The organism is Actinosynnema sp. NPDC004786 (genome assembly GCF_053601135.1).
Window position 1 is genome coordinate 111,765 of the sequence record NZ_JBSGBG010000023.1, and the last position, 17,453, is coordinate 129,217.

The window sequence follows — 17,453 nt, forward strand, 5'->3', positions numbered from 1 at the left end:
GCCCGCTTGACCGCCTTCCCGCGCCACCGCGCGAACGGAAGCGGCTCACCCCTCCGCGCCGGGCGTGACCAGACCCGTCTCGTAGGCGACCACCACCGCCTGCACCCGGTCGCGCAACCCGAGCTTGGCCAGGATGCGCGCCACGTGCGTCTTCACGGTCGCCTCGGACAGGTGCAGCCGGCCCGCCAGCTCGGCGTTGCTCAACCCCCGCGCCAACAGCCGCAGCACCTCCAGCTCCCGCGGCGTCAACGCGGCCAGGTCGCGGTGCACCGCGGCGGTCTCCCCGCCCCGGTGCGCGAACCGCTCCACCAGCCGGCGCGTGATCGCGGGCGCGAGCAACGCGTCACCCGAGCGCACCATCCGGACCGCGGCGACCAGGTGCTCCGGCGTGACGTCCTTGAGCAGGAACCCGCTCGCGCCCGCCGACAACGCCGCGTACACGTAGTGGTCGAGGTCGAACGTGGTCAGGATGATCACCCGCGGCCCGTCGTCCGCGCCGGCCAGGATGCGCCGGGTGGCCTCCAGGCCGTCCAGCTCCGGCATCCGCACGTCCATCAGCACCACGTCCGGCACGGTGCGCCGCACCGCCTCCACGGCCTCCACGCCGTTGGTCGCCTCGCCGACCACGTCGATGCCGTCGGCGGTGAGGATCATCCGGAACCCGGTCCGCACCAGCACCTGGTCGTCGGCCACCACCACGCGCAACGGGCGGCTCACCACGCCTCCGCGGCCGGTTCCAGGGGGATCGCCGCGGTGACCCGGTAGCCGCCGCCGGGCCGCGGCCCGGCGTCCAGCGTGCCGCCGTAGACGGCCAGGCGCTCCCGCAGCCCGATCAGCCCGTGCCCGTTGCCGGCCGCCGCGCCGGGACCGGGCCCGCCGCCGGTGTCCTCCACCTCCACCCGGAGGTGGTCCGCGCCGTAGGCCACGGTCACCGCCGCGGCGCCGCCCGCCGCGTGCTTCACCGCGTTCGTCAACGCCTCCTGCACCACCCGGTACGCCGCCAGCTCCACCCCGGACGGCAACGGCCGACGCCGCCCCACCACCCTCGACTCGACCGGCACCCCGGTGTCCCGCACCCGCGCCACCAACGCCTCCACCTGGTCCAGCCCCGGCTGCGGCGCGAGGTCCGCCGGGTCCGGACCGCCCGCCGCGAGCAACCCCATCACGTGCCGCAGCTCCGTCATCGCCGCCCGACCGCCCGCCTCCACCGCCAACAACGCCTCCCGCGCCTGCTCCGGCGACACCGCCATCACCTTCCGCGCCGCACCCGCCTGGATCGTCATCACGCTCACGTGGTGCGTCACCACGTCGTGCAGCTCCCGCGCGATCCGGGACCGCTCGTGCTCGACCGCCCGCCGCAACGCCTCCGCCCGCTCCCGCTCCAGCGCCGACACCTGCGCCCGACCCTCGTCCGTGCGGACCTTCCACGTGCGCAACCCGTTCGCCGCCACCACCAACGGCACCAGGACCAGCACCGGCACGTACTGGTTCGGCACCACCGGCAGCTCCGGGTCCCGGAACACGCCCACCGCCAGCACCACCACCGCCAGGCTCGCCAACGCGGGCGGCCGGTACGGGCTGTACGCCGCCGCCGAGTACGCCGCGACGACGCACGCGTAGAAAGTGAGCCTCGGCGCGTCGAACGGCGTCACCAACGTCGCGTACAACACCACCCACAGCACGGCCAGCGGGTACCGCCGCCGCAACGCCAACGGCACCGCCGCCACCACCACGACCAGCACCGCGCCGAACGCGTCCGCGGGCCGCTGCGGCGGCACGGGCGCGACCAGCCCGCCGACCACCACGTGCTGCGGCCCGTCCTGCGCGGCGATCGCGTACTGCGCCGACGCGATGCCGATCACCAGCGCCAGCACCACGTCGAACACGTAGTTGCGCGCCGCGGGCCGCGGCAGCGGACCGGTCGGCACGACCGCCGACGCGACCCGGGCCCGCAGTCGGTCCGCCACCGGCGCGTTCGTCACGCGGCCATTCTCACCGACCCGCCCACCGCCCCACATCCACCCGGACGACCCCCTCGCCCCCACCGTTCGACTACATCGCGAGGATGACACCCGCCCGCCCTCATCCCCGCGGGCGACCGGAAATGCCCCACCGGACCGACGCGCCACCGCCCGCCCCGCTCCTAGCGTCCACCGGGCCATGCCCGAGGACGACCCAGGGGAGCAGACCATGACCACGCCCGTGATCGCACTGCGCGAGGTGAGCCGCGGCTACGACGACGGACCACCGGCGTTGCGGGACGTGACGCTGACCGTCCGCGAAGGCGAGGCCGTCGCGGTCCTCGGACCGTCCGGCAGCGGCAAGTCCACCCTGCTCAACCTCGTCGCCGGCCTCGACCGGCCCGACACCGGCGAGGTCACCGTCGCCGGCGCCCGCGTGGACCGGCTCGGCGAAGCCGCCTCCGCCCGCCACCGACGCGCCCACATCGGCATGGTCTTCCAGTTCTTCAACCTCCTCGACGACCTCACCGTCGCCGACAACGTCGCCCTGCCCGCGCAGCTCACCGGCACGAACCGGCGCGCGGCGCACGCCCGCGCCGCCGAACTGCTCGACCGGCTCGGCGTCGCCCGCCACGCCCGCGCCTACCCCGGCCGGCTGTCCGGCGGCGAACGCCAACGCGTCGCCGTCGCCCGGGCGTTGATGAACCGGCCCGCGCTGCTGCTCGCCGACGAACCGACCGGCGCGCTCGACACCGCCTCCGGCGAGGACGTCGGCGCGCTGCTCACCGAGCTGAACGCCGAGGGCCAGACCCTCGTCGTCGTCACCCACGACCTGGCGCTGGCCCGCTCGTGCACCCGCCGCACCGTCCACCTGGTCGACGGCCGGATCGCCGCCGACACCGCGCCGGAGCCGACCCGATGAGCGCGCTGGGCCGCGTCGTGCGCTCCGGCGTGGCACGACGCCGCGTGCAGACGACCGTGATCGGCCTCGCCACCGCCATGGCCGTCACGTCGTCCGTGCTCGGCGGCTCCCTGCTGGTCGCCTCCTCCGCCCCGTTCGACGAGGCGTTCGCCGAGCAGCGCGGCGCGCACCTGTCCGCCCGGTTCGCCGCGGACAAGGCCACCGCCGCGCAGCTCACCGCACCCGTCGACGGCGTCACCGCCTCGGCCGGGCCGTTCCCCGTCACCACCGTCGCCCCGCGCGGCGACGGCCCGGGCGACCCGCCGCCGCTCACCGTCGTCGGCCGAGCCGACCCCGGCGGCCCCGTGGACGCGGTCACCCTCACCGACGGCACGTGGGCCGACGCGCCCGGCGAAGTCGTCGTGTCCGCCGACGGCCCCTACGCCCGTTCGCGCGGCGGCTCCGGCGTCGGCCGCCGCATCGACCTGTCCGACGGCACCGCGCTGACCGTGGTCGGCGTCGCCCGGTCGGTCAGCCGCACGGCCGACGCCTGGGCGCCGCCGTCGTGGATCACCACGCCCGAGGCGCACCAGGTGCTCTACCGGTTCGCCGTCGCGGACACCACCGCCGCCGTCGACGCCGGCCGCGCCGCGGTGGCCGCCGCCGTCCCGCCCGACGCCCTGATCGGCTCCCAGTCCTGGCTCGTGCTCAAGAAGACCGCCGACCGCGCCGTCGCCGTGTTCGTGCCGTTCCTCGTCGCGTTCGGCGTCCTCGGCCTGGTCATGTCGCTGCTCGTGGTCGGCAACGTGGTCTCGGGCGCGGTCGGCGCGGGCACCCGCCGCATCGGCATCCTCAAGGCGCTCGGCTTCACCCCCGCCCAGGTCGTCCGCGCTTACCTGGCCCAGGCGCTGATCCCGGCCGCGGTCGGCACCGCGGCGGGCGTCGTCGCGGGCAACCTCCTCGCGATCCCGGTGCTGGTCGAGACCGAGGAGGTCTACGGCGCGGTCGGGCTGGCCGTGGCCCCGTGGGTGGACGTCGCCGTCGCCGCCGGGGCACTGGCCCTGGTGACCGTGACCGCGTGGATCGGCGCGCTGCGGGCCGGGCGGCTGCGCACCGCCGACGCCCTCGCCGTGGGCCGCACCCCGCGACCCGGCCGGGGCCGCCGGGCCGCCCGCCTGACCGCCCGGCTCCCCGTGCCGCGACCCGTCGGCCTCGGCCTCGCCCGCCCCTTCGCCCGCCCCGCCCGCGCCGCGGCCATGGCCGCCGCCGTCCTGTTCGGCGCCACCGCCGTCACCTTCGCCGTCGGCCTCGCCGCGTCGCTCAACCAGGTGCAGGCCGCGCGCGACCACGACCGGGCCGACGTGACGATCGGCGCGCCCGACCCCGGCTCCGGGTCCCGACCCCGCGTCGAGGAACGGCCCAGCGACCCGGCCGCCGTCGCCGCCGCGGTCGACGGGATGCCCGGGACCCGGGCCCAGTACCGCACGACCCGGACACCGGTCACCGTCGCCGGGGTGACCGGGACGACGATGCTCGTCTCGTTCACCGGGGACGCCACCTGGGACGGCTACCAGATGGTCTCCGGCCGGTGGTTCGCGCAACCGGGCGAAGCCATCGCCGCCACCCCGTTCCTCACCGCCACCGGAGCACGCGTGGGTGACACCGTGACGGTCAACGACGGCACCAAATCCGTCACGCTCCGCATCGTCGGCGACGTGTTCGAGATGAGCAACGACGGCATGGTCGTCCTCACCGACTCCGCCACGTTCGCCGGCACGGGCGCCGCCGTCCACCACATCGCGGTACGGCCGGGCACCGACGTGGACGCCTACCTCGACGACCTGAACGCGGCCCTCACCCCGCTCGGCGCCACCGCCCGACCCGGCCGCCAGGACCAGCTCAGCGACACCATCCTGCTGATCAACGGCCTCACCGCCACCCTCACCCTCGTGCTCGTCGCGGTCGCCGCCATGGGCGTGCTCAACGCCGTCGTGCTCGACACCCGCGAACGGGTCCGCGACCTCGGCGTCCACCGGGCACTCGGCATGACCCCGCGCCAGGTCACCGCGATGGTGATCGCCTCCGTCGTCCTGATCGGCCTGGTCGGCGGCGCGGTCGGGGTGCCCGCCGGCGTCGCGCTGCACCGGTGGGTGATGCCCGCGATGGGGGAGAGCGCCGGCATCGGCCTGCCCGCCTCGGCGTTCGACGTCCACGACCCGGCGCGACTGGTGCTGCTCGGCGTCGGCGGGCTGCTGATCGCCGTCCTCGGCGCGCTGCTGCCCGCGACGTGGGCGGCCAGGACGTCCACCGCCACCGCGCTGCGCACCGAGTGACGAGCCCGGTGCCCGCCCTACCGCCCCGGCGGGCGGAGGGCGGGCACCAGCGCCAGCGCCGGGAGCAACACCAGCGGCACCACCAGCAACGCCCGCAACACCCCCACGTGGTCACCGAGCAGACCGACCACCGGCGGCCCCGCCAGGAACGCGGTGTACCCGATGACCGCCACCACGCCCACCCGCGCCGCCGCCCGGTCGTGCTCGTCCGCCGCCGCGCTCATGCCCACCGGGAAACCCAGCGACGTGCCCAACCCCCACAACGCCACCCCGACCACGGCCACCACCGGCCGTGACGCCAACACCGCCAACGCCACCCCGCCGACCGCCAACACCATCGTGCCCGCCACCACCGGCACCCGCCCCCAGCGGTCCAACGCCGCCGTGCCCACCACCCGGCCGAACGTCATGGTCGACACGAACACCCCGAACACCACCGCGCCCGCCGCGGGCCCGAACCCGTGACCGTCCACGAACGCCACCGCCACCCAGTCGTTCGCGGTGCCCTCGGTGAACGCCAGCACCAGCACCAGGACCCCGATCAACAGGGTGCGCGGCTCGCGCCAGGCGGCCGGCACACCGCTCTTGGCGTTCTTCCCGCCGGCGGCCGCGAAGCGGAACCGCCGTGCGGCCACCACCGTGCCGACCACCGTCACCACCGCGACACCCGCCAGGTGCGCCGTCACCGGGATCCCGCCGACGGCCGCCGCGGCCGCCAACCCGGCCGCCACCACCGTGCCCGAACTCCACACCGCGTGGAACCGCGGCATCACGGTCCGCCCGACCACCCGCTCCACCGCCGCCGCCTCGACGTTCATGGCGACGTTGCACGTGCCCGACCCGTAGCCGAGCAGGAACAACCCGACGGCCGCCCCGACCACCGAAGGCGCGCTGCCGACGGCGACCCCGGTGACCCCCAACCCGACCGCCACGCCCGCCGCCGACCAGCACACCGTGCGTCGCGCGCCGAGCCGGTGGGTCACCTCCCCGGCGGTGAGCATCGACACCGTCGCGCCCGCCGACATCGCCAGCAGCAGGAGGCCCAACTCGCGCGGGCCCAGGGCCAGCGCTTCGCGGGCGGCCGGGACGCGGGCGAACCAGGACGCCACGGCGACCCCATTGAGCCCGAACGTGACCGCGACCCCGACCACCGCGCCCCTGACCGCCCTGCCCTCTCCCCGCATCCCCGCGCTGGTGCGCTGAGCCCTCGTGCTCCTGCGCTGCGTCCCCGTGCTCGTGCGGTGCGTTCCCGTGCTGGTGCGCCGCGTCCCCGTGCCCGCCATCCGGCGCTCTCTCCACCCGTCCACGTGACCTCGCCCCGTTCGCCTCGATCCCGAACCCTCGCCGCACGCCTTGCCGTCCCGCCCCTTGTGCAGCGCGCCGGTCCGTGCAGTGCGGCCCGCCTCGACCCCAGCCGTGGAAGCGCTTCCACCACAACCCCCCTGTCCGTTCACCCCCCTCACCCGCACAGCCGTCGATCCGCGGCCCACAGCCACCGACGCGCGGCCCACGACGACCCGACGTGCGGCAAAATCCCTCCCGTGGCGAGAAACCCGCGAACCGAGCCGACCCTGGACGACGTGGCCCGCCGCGCCGGCGTCTCCCCGGCCACCGCCTCCCGCGCCCTGACCGGCCGAGGCCCCGCGTCACCCCGCACCCGCGCCAAGGTCGCCGAAGCCGCCCGCGAACTCGCCTACACCCCCCCACGCCGCCGCCCGCGCCCTGGCCACCCGCAGCGGCACCCGCATCGCCGTCGCCGTCGGCGGCCCCACCGCGCACGTCCTCAACGACCCCTACGCCGCCCGCGTCCTCGCCGCCACCGCCACCACCGCCGCCGCGCGCGACGTCGGCGTGTCCCTGCACTGGCTGCCCCTGCACGACCCCGGCGCACTCGGCCGGCTGGCGGAGGACCGGGGCATCGGCGGCATCGTCGTCGTCAACCCGACCCGCCCGGCACTGGCCACCGTCCCGCGCTCCGCGCGCGGCCGGGTCGTCGCCATCGGCGTGGGCTCACGCGACGTGCCGTCCTTCGACGTGGACAACGGCACCGCCACCACCCGCCTCGTGGAACACCTGCTGGCCGCCGGCCGACGACGCGTGGCCATGATCACCGGCCCGCCCTGGCTCCCGTGCACCGAACGCGCCCTGCGGGCCTACCGCCGCGCCGTGGACGCCGCCGGCCACCCACCCCGCCTGGTCGAGGGCGACTTCACCGCCGCCCGCGGCGAAACCGCCACCGCGGAACTCCTCACCCGCTGGCCCGACACGGACGCCGTCTTCGCGCTGGGCGACCTGTCGGCACTGGGCGCGCTGACCGCCCTGCGCCGGGCGGGCGTGGACGTGCCGGGGGACGTCGCGGTCGCCGGCTTCGACGACATCCCCTACGCCGCCCTGAGCCGTCCCGGCCTGACCACCACCACGAACCCGGTGGAAACCATCGCGACCGCCGCCGCCACCGCCACCCTGGACCGCCACACCCCCGCACCGCTGACCTTCTACCCGTCCACGCTGGTCCTGCGCGACACCGCCTGACGGCGCGTCTGACGTGACATGGAGGAGTCACCGGCCACACCGGGGGCGAGGGCGACTCGTGGGGTGGCAGGCGTGCCCTTGAGGTCACGACCCGACCGTGACGTCCCCGCAGACCTGTGCGAGTGGGCATCCAACGGGAGCGGCCCGGTGGCTGGAGGCGGTGGCCGGGGTGGGGTGGTCGTGGAGGGGTGGGTGAGGGGTGGGTGAGGGGTGGAGGCGGGGCGGGGGTTGGGTTGCCGGCCTCGTTGTTCCAACCGACGTTTGAATCGGTCGATAACGGCGTTTTCCTGAGATCCCCGCCCCAACATCACCCGATAGTGGCACCAGGCCCCGCAATAACCGCTGGTCAGCGGTCTGCAGTCAAGGACGGACACCGTCGATCGCGGACGCGTGGTGGGCAGTGGGCCGGCGTTCCACGGCCACCGCCGCCATCAGCACGCAGCCGAGCATCGGCAGCACCAACGGCGGCAGTTGCCAGGTCACCAGCACCAGCATCCCCAGAGCCATGACCAGCAGCAACGACCCGCCGAGGTCCGAAGCGCCCCGCCGCGCCGCCGCACGCACGACGGCAGACCACCGCGCCCCCGCCGTCCACAGCGCCGCCGCACGAAGGACGACGACCGCCAAACCGACCGCCGCCACCCCGCACACGACCGCCACGACCCCGCCCCCGGCGACCCGCGTCCGCAGCACCACCACGTCCACCGCCAGCACGGCGAACGCGACGACCACCCCGACCGACAGCACCCACCCGCCGGGCACGGCCGCCCGCACGCGCCGGAAGAACGCGCGCACCGACGTCGTCTCCCCGTCCACGTGCGCCTTGATGTGCGCGCACCCCGCCGCCAGCGCCGGCATCAACGTCACCACCGGCACGGCGGCCAGCAGCACGAGCAGCCCCGCGGTGAGGCACTCGCCGAACAACGCGAACCGCCTCACCCCTTCAACCCCGACGTCGACACGCCCTCCACCAGGAACCGCTGGAAGAACAGGAAGAACAGGATCACCGGCACGAGCGCCAGCATCGACATCGCCATCAACGCCCCGAAGTCCGACCCGCTCGTCTCGTCGATGAACAACTGCAACGCCAACGGCAACGGGTACTTGTCCGGCGTGCTCAGGTAGATCAGCGGCCCGAAGAAGTCGTTCCAGCTCCAGATGAACGTGAAGATCGCCGTCGTGATGAGCGCCGGCCGGCACAGCGGCAGGATGATGTGCCAGAACACCCGCCAGTGGTTCGCCCCGTCGATCTTCGCCGACTCGTCCAGCTCGCGCGGCAGCTGCCGGATGAACTGCACGATCAGGAACACGAAGAACGCCTCCGACGCCAGGAACTTCCCGGCCAGCAACGGCACGTACGTGTCGACCAGGTCGAGGTTCTGGAACACCACGTACTGCGGGATGATCAACACGTGGAACGGCAGCAGCAGCGTCGCGATCATGATGCCGAACAGCGCCGTCCGACCCCGGAAGCGCAGCCGCGCGAACGCGTAGGCCGCCAGCGCCGACGACGCCACCGTGCCCACGACCGACAGCACCGCCAGCACCGCCGAGTTCCAGAAGAACCGCCCCACGCCGACGCCGACGACACCGTCGAACACGCGCTCGTAGTTCGCGAACGTCGGCTGCGTGGGCACCAGCTGCAGGCTGCCGACGATCGCCTCGGACGGCTTGAACGTCGCCGCCGCCACCCACACGATCGGGTACAGCACGACCGCGAGCAGCGCCAGCACGCCGACGTGCCACGCCACCCGCCCCAACGTCGGCTTCATCGCTTGTCCCCCGAGTCCCCGGAGTAGAAGACCCACCCCCGCGCCGTGCGGAACAGGAACACGGTGACCAGGCCGACGCCGAGCAGCAGCATCCACGCCATCGCCGACGCGTAACCCATGCGGTAGTCGCCGAACCCCCGGTCGAACAGGTAGATCGTGTAGAACAGCGTGCTCCCGGCCGGCTGCCCGTTGGGCCCGCCGACCACGTACGCCGACGTGAACACCTGGAACGAGTTGATCGTCTCCAGCAGCAGGTTGAAGAACAGCACCGGCGAGATCATCGGCAGCGTGATGGACCGGAACCGCCGCCACCGGCTCGCGCCGTCGACCTCCGCCGCCTCGTACAGTTCGCGCGGCACCTGCTTGAGGCCCGCAAGGAAGATCACCATCGGCGCGCCGAGCTGCCACGTGGCCAGCAGCACCAGCATCATCAGCGAGTAGTCCGGGTTGCCCGCCCAGCCGCCGGTGTCGATGCCGAACCGCAGCAGGACCTGGTCGACCACCGAGTCGTCGCTGAACATCATCTTCCACACGATGGCGACGCCGACGCTGCCGCCGATGAGCGACGGCCCGTAGAACGCCGCCCGGTAGAAGCCCTGCCCGGCCCGCCGGGTGTTCAGCAGCATCGCCACGGCCAGCGCGGCGGCCAGCTTGATCGGCACGGCCAGCGCCACGTACAGCGCGGTGACCTGCACCGACCGCAGCCACCGGGCGTCGGTGAACATCCGCTCGTAGTTCTCGAAACCGATCCAGTTCGGCGTGTTGAACAGGTCGTAGTCGGTGAACGACAGGTAGAGCGAGGTCACCATCGGCCCGAGGGTCAGCAGGACGATCCCGATGATCCACGGCGACAGGAACAGGTAGCCCGCCAGGCCGTCGCCGGGCAGGCGGGCCCGCTTGCGCGGACCCGCCGCCCCGACCGCGGCCACTTCGGTCCGCAGGTCCGGCACGGTCGTCGTCCCGGTCACGACCCGAGGGTCTCTTCGGCCTCGGCGAAGAACTGGTCGACCGCCTCGTCCACGGAGATGCGGCCGTACTGGAGTTCCTCGGTGATCCGGATGAACGCCTGCTCCAACGTGCCGGCGCCCTTCGGCGGCGCGGGCGGCGTCTTGCCGAACTCGTCCTTCAACGCGTCCTCGTACGCGGCGACGGCGGCCAGCGGGCCTTCGAGCTGGGCGGCCTGGCGCTGCGCGTTCGTGGGCGGCAGACCGCGGTTCGCGCCGAAGATCCGGCCGACCTCCGGGTCGTTGACCATGAACGACACCAGCTTCGCGGCGGCGGCCGGGTGCTCGGTCTTCTGCGACACGCTCAGCAGCATCGACGGCTTGAGGTACTGGCCGGACGTGCCGGCCTCGTCGGTCGGCACCGGGCCGAGCTTGAGGTTCGGGTTGCCCTTGGCGTAGCGCGACAGGAAGTTGTCCCAGCCGAGGTCGCCCGCGACGAGCTTCTGCTCCAGCGCGTGCGCGGGCTTGATCTGCACGCCCTTCTCGATCGGCAGCACGACCTTGCCGTCGGTCAACGCCTTGCCCTCCTCGAAGAACTCCTTCAGCCGCGCCTTGTCGAAGCCCAGCGCGCCGTCCTCGGTGTAGAGCAGCCCGCCCTCCTGCCGCAGCTGGAGTTCGAGGTTGTAGTAGCTGCCGACGTAGTTGCCGCCGCCGGGCACCCCGGTCTTCTCCGCGATCGCCTTCATGGTGTCGCGGTAGTCGTCCCAGGTCCAGCCCTCCCGGGGCTCCGCGACGCCCGCCTGCGCGAACAGCGCCGGGTCGTACATGTAGCTCCAGGTGTTGCCGCCGGTCGGCACGCCGTACAGCTTGCCGTCGATCTCGCCGGCGCCCTTGAGGCCGGGCAGCAGGTCGCCCAGCTCCAGGTTCTTGCCCTCCTGCTTCTTCAGGTCGTACAGCGCGTTGCGGTCGGAGTACTCGCGGATGTAGGCGAAGTCCATCTGCAACACGTCGGGCGCGTTGCCGCCGGCGGTTTCGGTCGCCATCTTCTGCCAGTACGCTTCGAACTCCTGGAAGCTCGGCGTGACCTTGATGTCGGGGTTCTTGCTCTGGAAGAGGTCGATGGCCTTCTGCATCAGCTCGGCGCGCTCGGCGTTGCCCCACCACGAGAACCGCAGCGTGGCGGGACCGGCCTGGGTCTCGTCGCCACCGCCGCCGCCACCGCCGCAGGCGACGGCCAGCAGGGCGACCATGGACGTCGCCAGAACCCTGAAACGTTTCAGTGCAGCCATTCGTTCCTCCGGTCTCGACCGCTGCCCTGCCGCGCGATGCACGGGGAAAGCGCTTTCCGGGAGGCTACGAGCACGTTGCGCGCACGTCAATGCCCACTTCGAAAGCGTCTCGACGACGGTTCGGCGATCGGCGTCCGGCGCCCCGCCCGGCGCGGGCCGTGGCGGGCGGGGCGGTCGGGGCACGGGTCGCTCATCGGACGTACGGCCACCCGGCGGAGTCGAACGCCAGCAGGTTGATGCCCAGTCGGGACGCACCGTCGTCACCGTAGTAGTGGTAGACGAGGATGTCGCTGTCGACGTCGGTGAAGACGTCCTGGTGGCCGGGGCCGTGGACGCTGCCCTGGCCGGCGAGGATCTCGGTGCCGCCGCCGGAGGTGAGGGCGCGGCCTGTGCGGTCGAGGTAGGGGCCGGTGACGCTGGTGGAGCGGCCGACCATGACGCGGTAGGTGCTGGACGCGCCGCGGCAGCAGTAGTCGAACGAGACGAACAGGTAGTGGTACGAGCCGCGTTTGACGATGGTGGGCGCTTCGATCGGCCCGCCGTTGCGGCCGGCGACGGGGCGGAGGGTGGAGTCGGCCCGCAGGCCGGTGGAGGGGTTGAGCGCGATCATCTTGATGCCGGACCAGAACGAGCCGAAGCTGAGCCACCAGCGGCCCTGGTCGTCCACGACGAGGTCGGGGTCGATGGCGTTGAAGTCGTCGGAGGTGCGGGACTCCACGACCAGGCCGCGGTGGGTCCAGGTGCCGGAGTTGCCGCTGGGGCTGGTGGCCAGGAAGATCGCCGACCGGTTGGAGCCGAACGTGGAGGCCGAGTAGTACATCCAGTACTGGCCGTTGCGGTAGGAGATGTCCGGCGCCCACAGGTTGCGGCTGCCGTTGGTGTAGGTCGTCGTCCACGACGCGCCGTTGGGGAAGGCGACGCCCGCGTTGCGGAAGGCGGTGCGGTCGGTGGAGGTCTTCAGGCCGATGCCGTCCGCGGTGTGCGCGACCAGGTAGCTGCCGTCCGGGCGCTTGACGACGCTCGGGTCGTGCACGCGGATGTCGCCGGTGACCACCCCCGGTCCGGGGTAGGCCGACGCCGCCGGCGCGAGCCCGACGGACGCGGTGGTCAGGGCCAGTGCGGTGAGCAGGGCGGTCGGGACGCGTTTCCTCGGTGCTGCCACGGTGTCCTCGATCTCTCGAAGTGGGGTCGGGCGCGGCGGCGTGGGTGTCCTCAGTGGACCGGCGACGGCACGCCCCGGCCCCGGCCGCGGGTGGGGCCGGACCTCGGAGCGCTTCCGGGCACCGTAGCGCACCCCCGAAGCGGCGGGCAAGGCTTGCTGTTATCGCTAACAGGCAGGCCGAGAACGTGAGACGGCCGTCTTGATTTAACGCTCACACACCACGATCGCGCGGATCGCCGCCGGCGCGGGCGTCGAATCCGGTCGGACGGGGTATGGCAAGGCCATGACGCACCAGGAACCGCTGGACCTCGGCGCGACCGAGCTGTCGCCGGAGCAGGAGGAGCGCACCAGGCGCGAGCACGACCTGGACCGGCCGGAGGTGTTCGACCGGCGCAACGACGTCGACCGCCGGGCGCGCACCCGGTCCACCCTGCTGCCGGAGGAGGAGCACGCCGGCAGCGCCGACCCGGAGGCGCAGGCGCGCGAGGTGCTGCGCGACTCCGACGTGCGGACCGAGGTGCCCGAGTCCGCGCCCGACACGATGGTCGAACGGCGCGAGTCCGGCGCCTGACCGCGCGCGGGGTCCGTTCGTGGGAACCGGGTGGGCGGACGAGGGGAGAGTCAGGCCCGCCCACCCGGCGGGTTCGCGGCGGCCCGCGGAGGGGTGTCGGGTCGTCAAGCTAGCGCAGCTGTTATCGCTAACACCAGAGGTCTCACCGAACATGGCCGTCACCAGCACCTTCGCGCCCGCTGCGGCGAACGGCCGAGCGGCCGTCGCGTCCGGACGGCACCGGTGGCGCGGATCTGGGTATTGAGGCACGGCGACCAGCGCTGTTAGCGTTAACAGCCGCAGCCGCACCCCGACGCGCCACGATGGAGTGGAACCGATGGACAGCGCCGTTCCCCGGTCGAGATCCCGCAGGCTGGCGGTGGTCGCGGTCGCGGCCGTGACCGCGCTCGCGGGCCTGGCGGTGGCCCCCGCCGCGCACGCGTCACCCGCCGTGCAGTACACCAACCCCCTGGCGAACCAGCGGGCGGACCCGCACATCTTCAAGCACACCGACGGCTACTACTACTTCACCGCGACCGCCCCGGAGTACGACCGGATCGTCCTGCGGCGCGCGACCACGATCCAGGGCCTGGCCACCGCGTCGGAGTCGGTGATCTGGCGCAAGCACCCGTCCGGCGAGATGGGCGCGCACATCTGGGCACCGGAGATCCACTTCATCAACGGCAGGTGGTACGTCTACTTCGCCGCCGGCCGCGCCGACGACGTGTGGCGCATCCGCCCGTACGTGCTGGAGAACTCCAGCGCGAACCCGCTGACCGGCACGTGGGTCGAGCGCGGGAAGGTCAACGTCCCCTGGGACACGTTCTCGCTGGACATGTCGACGTTCGCGGTCAACGGCACGCGCTACCTGACGTGGGCGCAGTCGGAGCCGGGCATCTCCACCAACTCGAACCTGTACCTGGCCCGGATGGGCGCGAACCCGTGGCAGATCACCGGCCCGGTGGCCAGGCTGACCGTCCCGACGCTGGCCTGGGAGACCCGCGGCTACAAGGTGGCCGAGGGGCCGTCGGTGATCCAGCGCAACGGCCGGGTGTTCCTGACCTACTCGGCCAGCGCCACGGACGCCAACTACTGCCTGGGCATGCTGTCCGCGTCCGCGTCGGCGGACCTGCTCAACCCGGCGTCGTGGACCAAGAGCCAGAACCCGGTGTTCGCGTCCAACGCGGCGACCGGCCAGTACGGGCCGGGGCACAACTCGTTCACCGTGTCGGAGGACGGCCAGAGCGACATCCTGGTCTACCACGACCGCAACTACCGGGACATCTCCGGCGACCCGCTCAACGACCCGAACCGGCGCACCCGCGTGCAGAAGGTCTACTGGAACGCCGACGGCACGCCGAACTTCGGCATCCCGGTGGCCGACGGCGTCACGCCGGTGCGGCTCAAGTCCTACAACTACCCGGACCGGTTCGTCCGGCACTGGGAGTACCGGGCCCGCGTCGAGGCGAACGTGAACCCGCTGGCCGACTCGCAGTTCCGCGTCGTCACGGGCCTGAACGGCAGCGGCACGGTGTCGCTGGAGTCGACCAACTTCCCGGGCTACTACCTGCGCCACCGCAACTACGAGCTGTGGGTGGAGCGCAACGACGGCAGCGCCGGCTTCCGCGCCGACGCCTCGTTCTTCCGCCGGGCCGGCCTCGCGTCGGGTTCGGCGGTGTCGTTCGAAGCCCAGAACTTCCCCGGCTACTACATCCGCCACAACGGCACTACCGTCAACCTGACCACCGCCGCCGACAGCGTCGCACGCGCCGACGCCACCTTCACCCTGGAGTGACCTGCCTTGCTGCGCTACCCCTTGCTCCACCCGCCGCTGCTGCACGCCCTGGCCACGGCCGGCCACGGGTCCAAGGTCCTGCTCGCGGACGCGAACTACGCGCACCGGACCAACGTGCACGAGCGGGCCACGCTGATCCACCTCAACCTGCGCCCCGGTCTCGTCACGGTCGACGAGGTGCTGGAGCCCGTGCTGTCGGCGATCCCGGTCGAGGCGGTGCACACCATGCGGCCGGACGACCTGGGCACGCCGGAGGTGTGGTCGGACTACGAACGGCTGCTCGGTCCCGACCTGCCGCTGCAACCGTTGGCGCGCAAGGAGTTCTACGCGGCGTGCCGTGAGCCGGAGCTGGCGGTGTGCGTGGCCACGGGTGACGGTCGGCTCTACGCCAACCTGCTGCTGACCGTGGGTTTCGTCGCCTGACCGACGGCCCGGCCCGCACGTCGCCCGTGCGGGCCGGGCCGTCGTCCGGTGTGGACTCTGCTCAGCCGGCGGACGGCGCGTGCAGGATCGCGGCGTACCCGTCCGGTCCGACCGCGACGCACCGGCGCTCGTGCGGCCCGGTGGTGATCTCGCCGACGCGGAACCCGACGGCCGCCGCGCGTTCGCGCGCCTCCTCCAGGTCGGTCACCTTCACCAGCACCGCCGGGCCGTCGTGCACGCGGTCCGCGCCGGACAGCGCCAACCGCCCGCCCGCCACGTCGAACTGGGCCCAGCGGTCGCCGTCCACGAACGTCGGCGGCACGCCGAGCAGCGCGGACCACCGCTCGACCGCGCCGGCGAGGTCGTCTGCGGGGACAACGGGGGCGATGCGTTCGGCAGTCACGTCCTCGACGCTAACCAGGGGCCGTCGGGCGGTCAATCGCCCCCGGCGGATCGGGCAACATCGCGGAAGTGGCCGCCGGTCGCGGGAATCGCGTGGTCCTCAGTGGACTGTTCGCGGTCAGCGGGGCTCGTCGATGCCGGGGACGGTCACGTCGTCGTCCGCGGGCGGCTCGGGGTCGCGCCACTCCTCGGACCGGCTGGGGCGGTTGCCGCGCAAGGTGCCCTCCAGCTCGTGCTTCAACTCGTCGTCCACCAGCGGGCTGTGCTTGTCGCTCTCGCGGTGCATGGGCTCCACGCTCCTCGGGATCGGGTGCTTGCCCCGGTGGAGTACCCCCGCGCGTTCACCCGAACCGCGTCCTCGCGTTCACCCGATAGGTCGAGCGGGACGGTCCGGCGCCAGGCCGAGCGCCGCCCGGTCGAGGCGGGTGCGGAGCGCCCTCGGAACGGGCGCGGGCGTCGGAGTGCTAACCGGTCCAGGCGGCGAGGCCCGAGCGGGACGGGGTGGCGTCGGGGAAGGTCGAGGCCAGGGTCCGCGCGTAGCGGCGCGCCTCGGGGGTGGTCAGGTCGGGCGGCGTGAGCCACGGCGCGAGGTGCGGTCGCCGGCCCGCCGGCGGCTCGCCGCCGAGCACCAGCACGTCCGGCGCGTCGGGCGCCACGGCGTGACCGAGGCGGTCGGCCTCGGCCCGCGCGACCTCCGCCGCCTCGGCGGCGCGGGCCGAGCCGTCCGACACGACGGCGAACGGGCCGCCGATCGACGCGACCTCCGCGCGCAGCGCCGCCCGGTCGGCGTCGGTCAGACCGGGCCACGGCAGGTCGCCGCGCCGGCCGGCGAGCTTCGCCGCCAGCACGGCCGACGCGTAGTCGGGTCCTTCCGGGCCGCGCACGTCCGGGCCGGTCCACGCCACCCTGCCGGTGTCCACCGGAACGGTGATCCGCTCGCCCTCCCGGTCCAGCCAGAGGTCGCCGCGGCCCTCGGGCAGCCACACCAGCGCCCACCGGCCGGTCGTCCCCTCCCGCGGGCGGGCGGGCACGAGGGCGTTGGGCGCGTTGCCCACCGACAGCGGGACGTCGGAGGTGTGCACGATGTTCCAGCCGGGCATGTGCGGCACCACGAGCACGTCCACCGGCCCGTCGCCGAGCGCCACCCGGGTCAGCACGGGGTCGCCCGCCGCCGGGGAGTTGAGCCGGCCGGCGATGGTGACCTGGCCCAGGCCGGCCAGCAGCACCACGGCCAACGCGGCGCCCGCCACGCGCACCACCGCGGTCGGCGGGCACAGCGCGAGCCACGACACGGCGACGAACGACGCCATCATCGCGATGAAGGCGAACGACAGCGGCGGGCCGGCGGCCCGCCGAAGCGGCAGTACGCGGCGATGAAGTTCTTCCTGT

At 73.5% G+C, this 17,453-nt stretch carries 17 protein-coding genes and 1 pseudogene; 7 read left to right on the forward strand and 11 right to left on the reverse strand.

All coding sequences use genetic code 11. The features are described 5' to 3' along the window. Window positions 1-45 precede the first annotated feature (45 nt). Together ACWEFJ_RS21890 and ACWEFJ_RS21895 are read right to left on the reverse strand one after the other, a co-directional pair. The gene (locus tag ACWEFJ_RS21890) at window positions 46-717 is read right to left on the reverse strand and encodes a response regulator (RefSeq protein WP_378091318.1); all 672 of its coding nucleotides are present in this window, start codon (window positions 715-717) and stop codon (window positions 46-48) included. Then, window positions 714-1,982 (reverse strand): sensor histidine kinase, encoded by a 1,269-nt coding sequence (locus ACWEFJ_RS21895; RefSeq protein WP_449714844.1) that lies wholly within the window; start codon window positions 1,980-1,982, stop codon window positions 714-716. The genes ACWEFJ_RS21890 and ACWEFJ_RS21895 overlap by 4 nt, the downstream gene beginning before the upstream one ends. A gap of 208 nt (window positions 1,983-2,190) precedes the next feature. Here ACWEFJ_RS21895 and ACWEFJ_RS21900 point away from each other — a divergent pair, with 208 nt between their 5' ends. Both ACWEFJ_RS21900 and ACWEFJ_RS21905 read left to right on the forward strand, forming a co-directional pair. After that, window positions 2,191-2,883 carry an ABC transporter ATP-binding protein gene (locus tag ACWEFJ_RS21900; RefSeq protein WP_378091314.1) on the forward strand — a complete coding sequence of 231 codons (693 nt, stop codon included), beginning with the start codon at window positions 2,191-2,193 and terminating at the stop codon, window positions 2,881-2,883. Continuing rightward, the gene (locus ACWEFJ_RS21905; RefSeq protein ID WP_449714845.1) at window positions 2,880-5,195 is read left to right on the forward strand and encodes an ABC transporter permease; all 2,316 of its coding nucleotides are present in this window, start codon (window positions 2,880-2,882) and stop codon (window positions 5,193-5,195) included. The genes ACWEFJ_RS21900 and ACWEFJ_RS21905 overlap by 4 nt, the downstream gene beginning before the upstream one ends. A 17-nt stretch (window positions 5,196-5,212) precedes the next feature. Here ACWEFJ_RS21905 and ACWEFJ_RS21910 read toward each other — a convergent pair whose 3' ends face one another. Further along, window positions 5,213-6,502: an MFS transporter gene (locus ACWEFJ_RS21910; RefSeq protein WP_449714846.1), complete on the reverse strand. Its 1,290-nt coding sequence runs from the start codon at window positions 6,500-6,502 to the stop codon at window positions 5,213-5,215. Between the two features lie 273 nt (window positions 6,503-6,775). On the opposite strand from ACWEFJ_RS21910, the pseudogene ACWEFJ_RS21915 reads away from it, so the two are divergent. Beyond that, window positions 6,776-6,886, forward strand: a pseudogene (locus ACWEFJ_RS21915) (LacI family DNA-binding transcriptional regulator); the annotation flags it as partial. 55 nt (window positions 6,887-6,941) lie between these two features. Continuing rightward, window positions 6,942-7,727: a LacI family DNA-binding transcriptional regulator gene (locus ACWEFJ_RS21920; protein ID WP_449714856.1), complete on the forward strand. Its 786-nt coding sequence runs from the start codon at window positions 6,942-6,944 to the stop codon at window positions 7,725-7,727. Window positions 7,728-8,087: 360 nt separating this feature from the next. On the opposite strand, the gene ACWEFJ_RS21925 is transcribed toward ACWEFJ_RS21920, so the two are convergent. The 5 genes from ACWEFJ_RS21925 to ACWEFJ_RS21945 form a co-directional block, all read right to left on the reverse strand. Beyond that, complete coding sequence (locus tag ACWEFJ_RS21925) at window positions 8,088-8,666, reverse strand: hypothetical protein (protein WP_449714847.1); 579 nt, start codon at window positions 8,664-8,666, stop codon at window positions 8,088-8,090. Then, a complete protein-coding gene (locus ACWEFJ_RS21930; RefSeq protein WP_378091302.1) occupies window positions 8,663-9,499 on the reverse strand; it encodes a carbohydrate ABC transporter permease in 837 nt (278 codons plus the stop codon). The genes ACWEFJ_RS21925 and ACWEFJ_RS21930 overlap by 4 nt, the downstream gene beginning before the upstream one ends. Continuing rightward, window positions 9,496-10,467, reverse strand: coding sequence for a carbohydrate ABC transporter permease (locus ACWEFJ_RS21935; RefSeq protein ID WP_378091300.1), 972 nt, complete (start codon window positions 10,465-10,467; stop codon window positions 9,496-9,498). Before ACWEFJ_RS21935 ends, ACWEFJ_RS21930 begins: the two co-directional genes overlap by 4 nt. Beyond that, a complete protein-coding gene (locus ACWEFJ_RS21940; protein ID WP_449714848.1) occupies window positions 10,464-11,732 on the reverse strand; it encodes an ABC transporter substrate-binding protein in 1,269 nt (422 codons plus the stop codon). Before ACWEFJ_RS21940 ends, ACWEFJ_RS21935 begins: the two co-directional genes overlap by 4 nt. A gap of 190 nt (window positions 11,733-11,922) precedes the next feature. Continuing rightward, window positions 11,923-12,894 carry an arabinan endo-1,5-alpha-L-arabinosidase gene (locus ACWEFJ_RS21945; protein WP_449714849.1) on the reverse strand — a complete coding sequence of 324 codons (972 nt, stop codon included), beginning with the start codon at window positions 12,892-12,894 and terminating at the stop codon, window positions 11,923-11,925. 283 nt (window positions 12,895-13,177) lie between these two features. On the opposite strand from ACWEFJ_RS21945, the gene ACWEFJ_RS21950 reads away from it, so the two are divergent. The 3 genes from ACWEFJ_RS21950 (at window position 13,178) to ACWEFJ_RS21960 (ending at window position 15,662) form a co-directional block, all read left to right on the forward strand. Next, complete coding sequence (locus ACWEFJ_RS21950) at window positions 13,178-13,465, forward strand: hypothetical protein (protein WP_449714850.1); 288 nt, start codon at window positions 13,178-13,180, stop codon at window positions 13,463-13,465. A 316-nt stretch (window positions 13,466-13,781) separates the two neighbouring features. Further along, the gene (locus ACWEFJ_RS21955) at window positions 13,782-15,239 is read left to right on the forward strand and encodes a family 43 glycosylhydrolase (protein ID WP_449714851.1); all 1,458 of its coding nucleotides are present in this window, start codon (window positions 13,782-13,784) and stop codon (window positions 15,237-15,239) included. Window positions 15,240-15,245: 6 nt separating this feature from the next. Then, the gene (locus tag ACWEFJ_RS21960; protein ID WP_378091290.1) at window positions 15,246-15,662 is read left to right on the forward strand and encodes an RbsD/FucU domain-containing protein; all 417 of its coding nucleotides are present in this window, start codon (window positions 15,246-15,248) and stop codon (window positions 15,660-15,662) included. Between the two features lie 61 nt (window positions 15,663-15,723). Here ACWEFJ_RS21960 and ACWEFJ_RS21965 read toward each other — a convergent pair whose 3' ends face one another. The 3 genes from ACWEFJ_RS21965 to ACWEFJ_RS21975 form a co-directional block, all read right to left on the reverse strand. Beyond that, window positions 15,724-16,065, reverse strand: a complete 342-nt coding sequence (locus ACWEFJ_RS21965; RefSeq protein WP_378086628.1) for a VOC family protein — start codon at window positions 16,063-16,065, stop codon at window positions 15,724-15,726. Window positions 16,066-16,182: 117 nt separating this feature from the next. Continuing rightward, a complete protein-coding gene (locus ACWEFJ_RS21970; RefSeq protein ID WP_378086626.1) occupies window positions 16,183-16,350 on the reverse strand; it encodes a hypothetical protein in 168 nt (55 codons plus the stop codon). A gap of 178 nt (window positions 16,351-16,528) precedes the next feature. After that, a partial coding sequence (locus tag ACWEFJ_RS21975) for a DUF6239 family natural product biosynthesis protein (protein WP_449714852.1) occupies window positions 16,529-17,453 on the reverse strand: 925 nt, incomplete at its 5' end.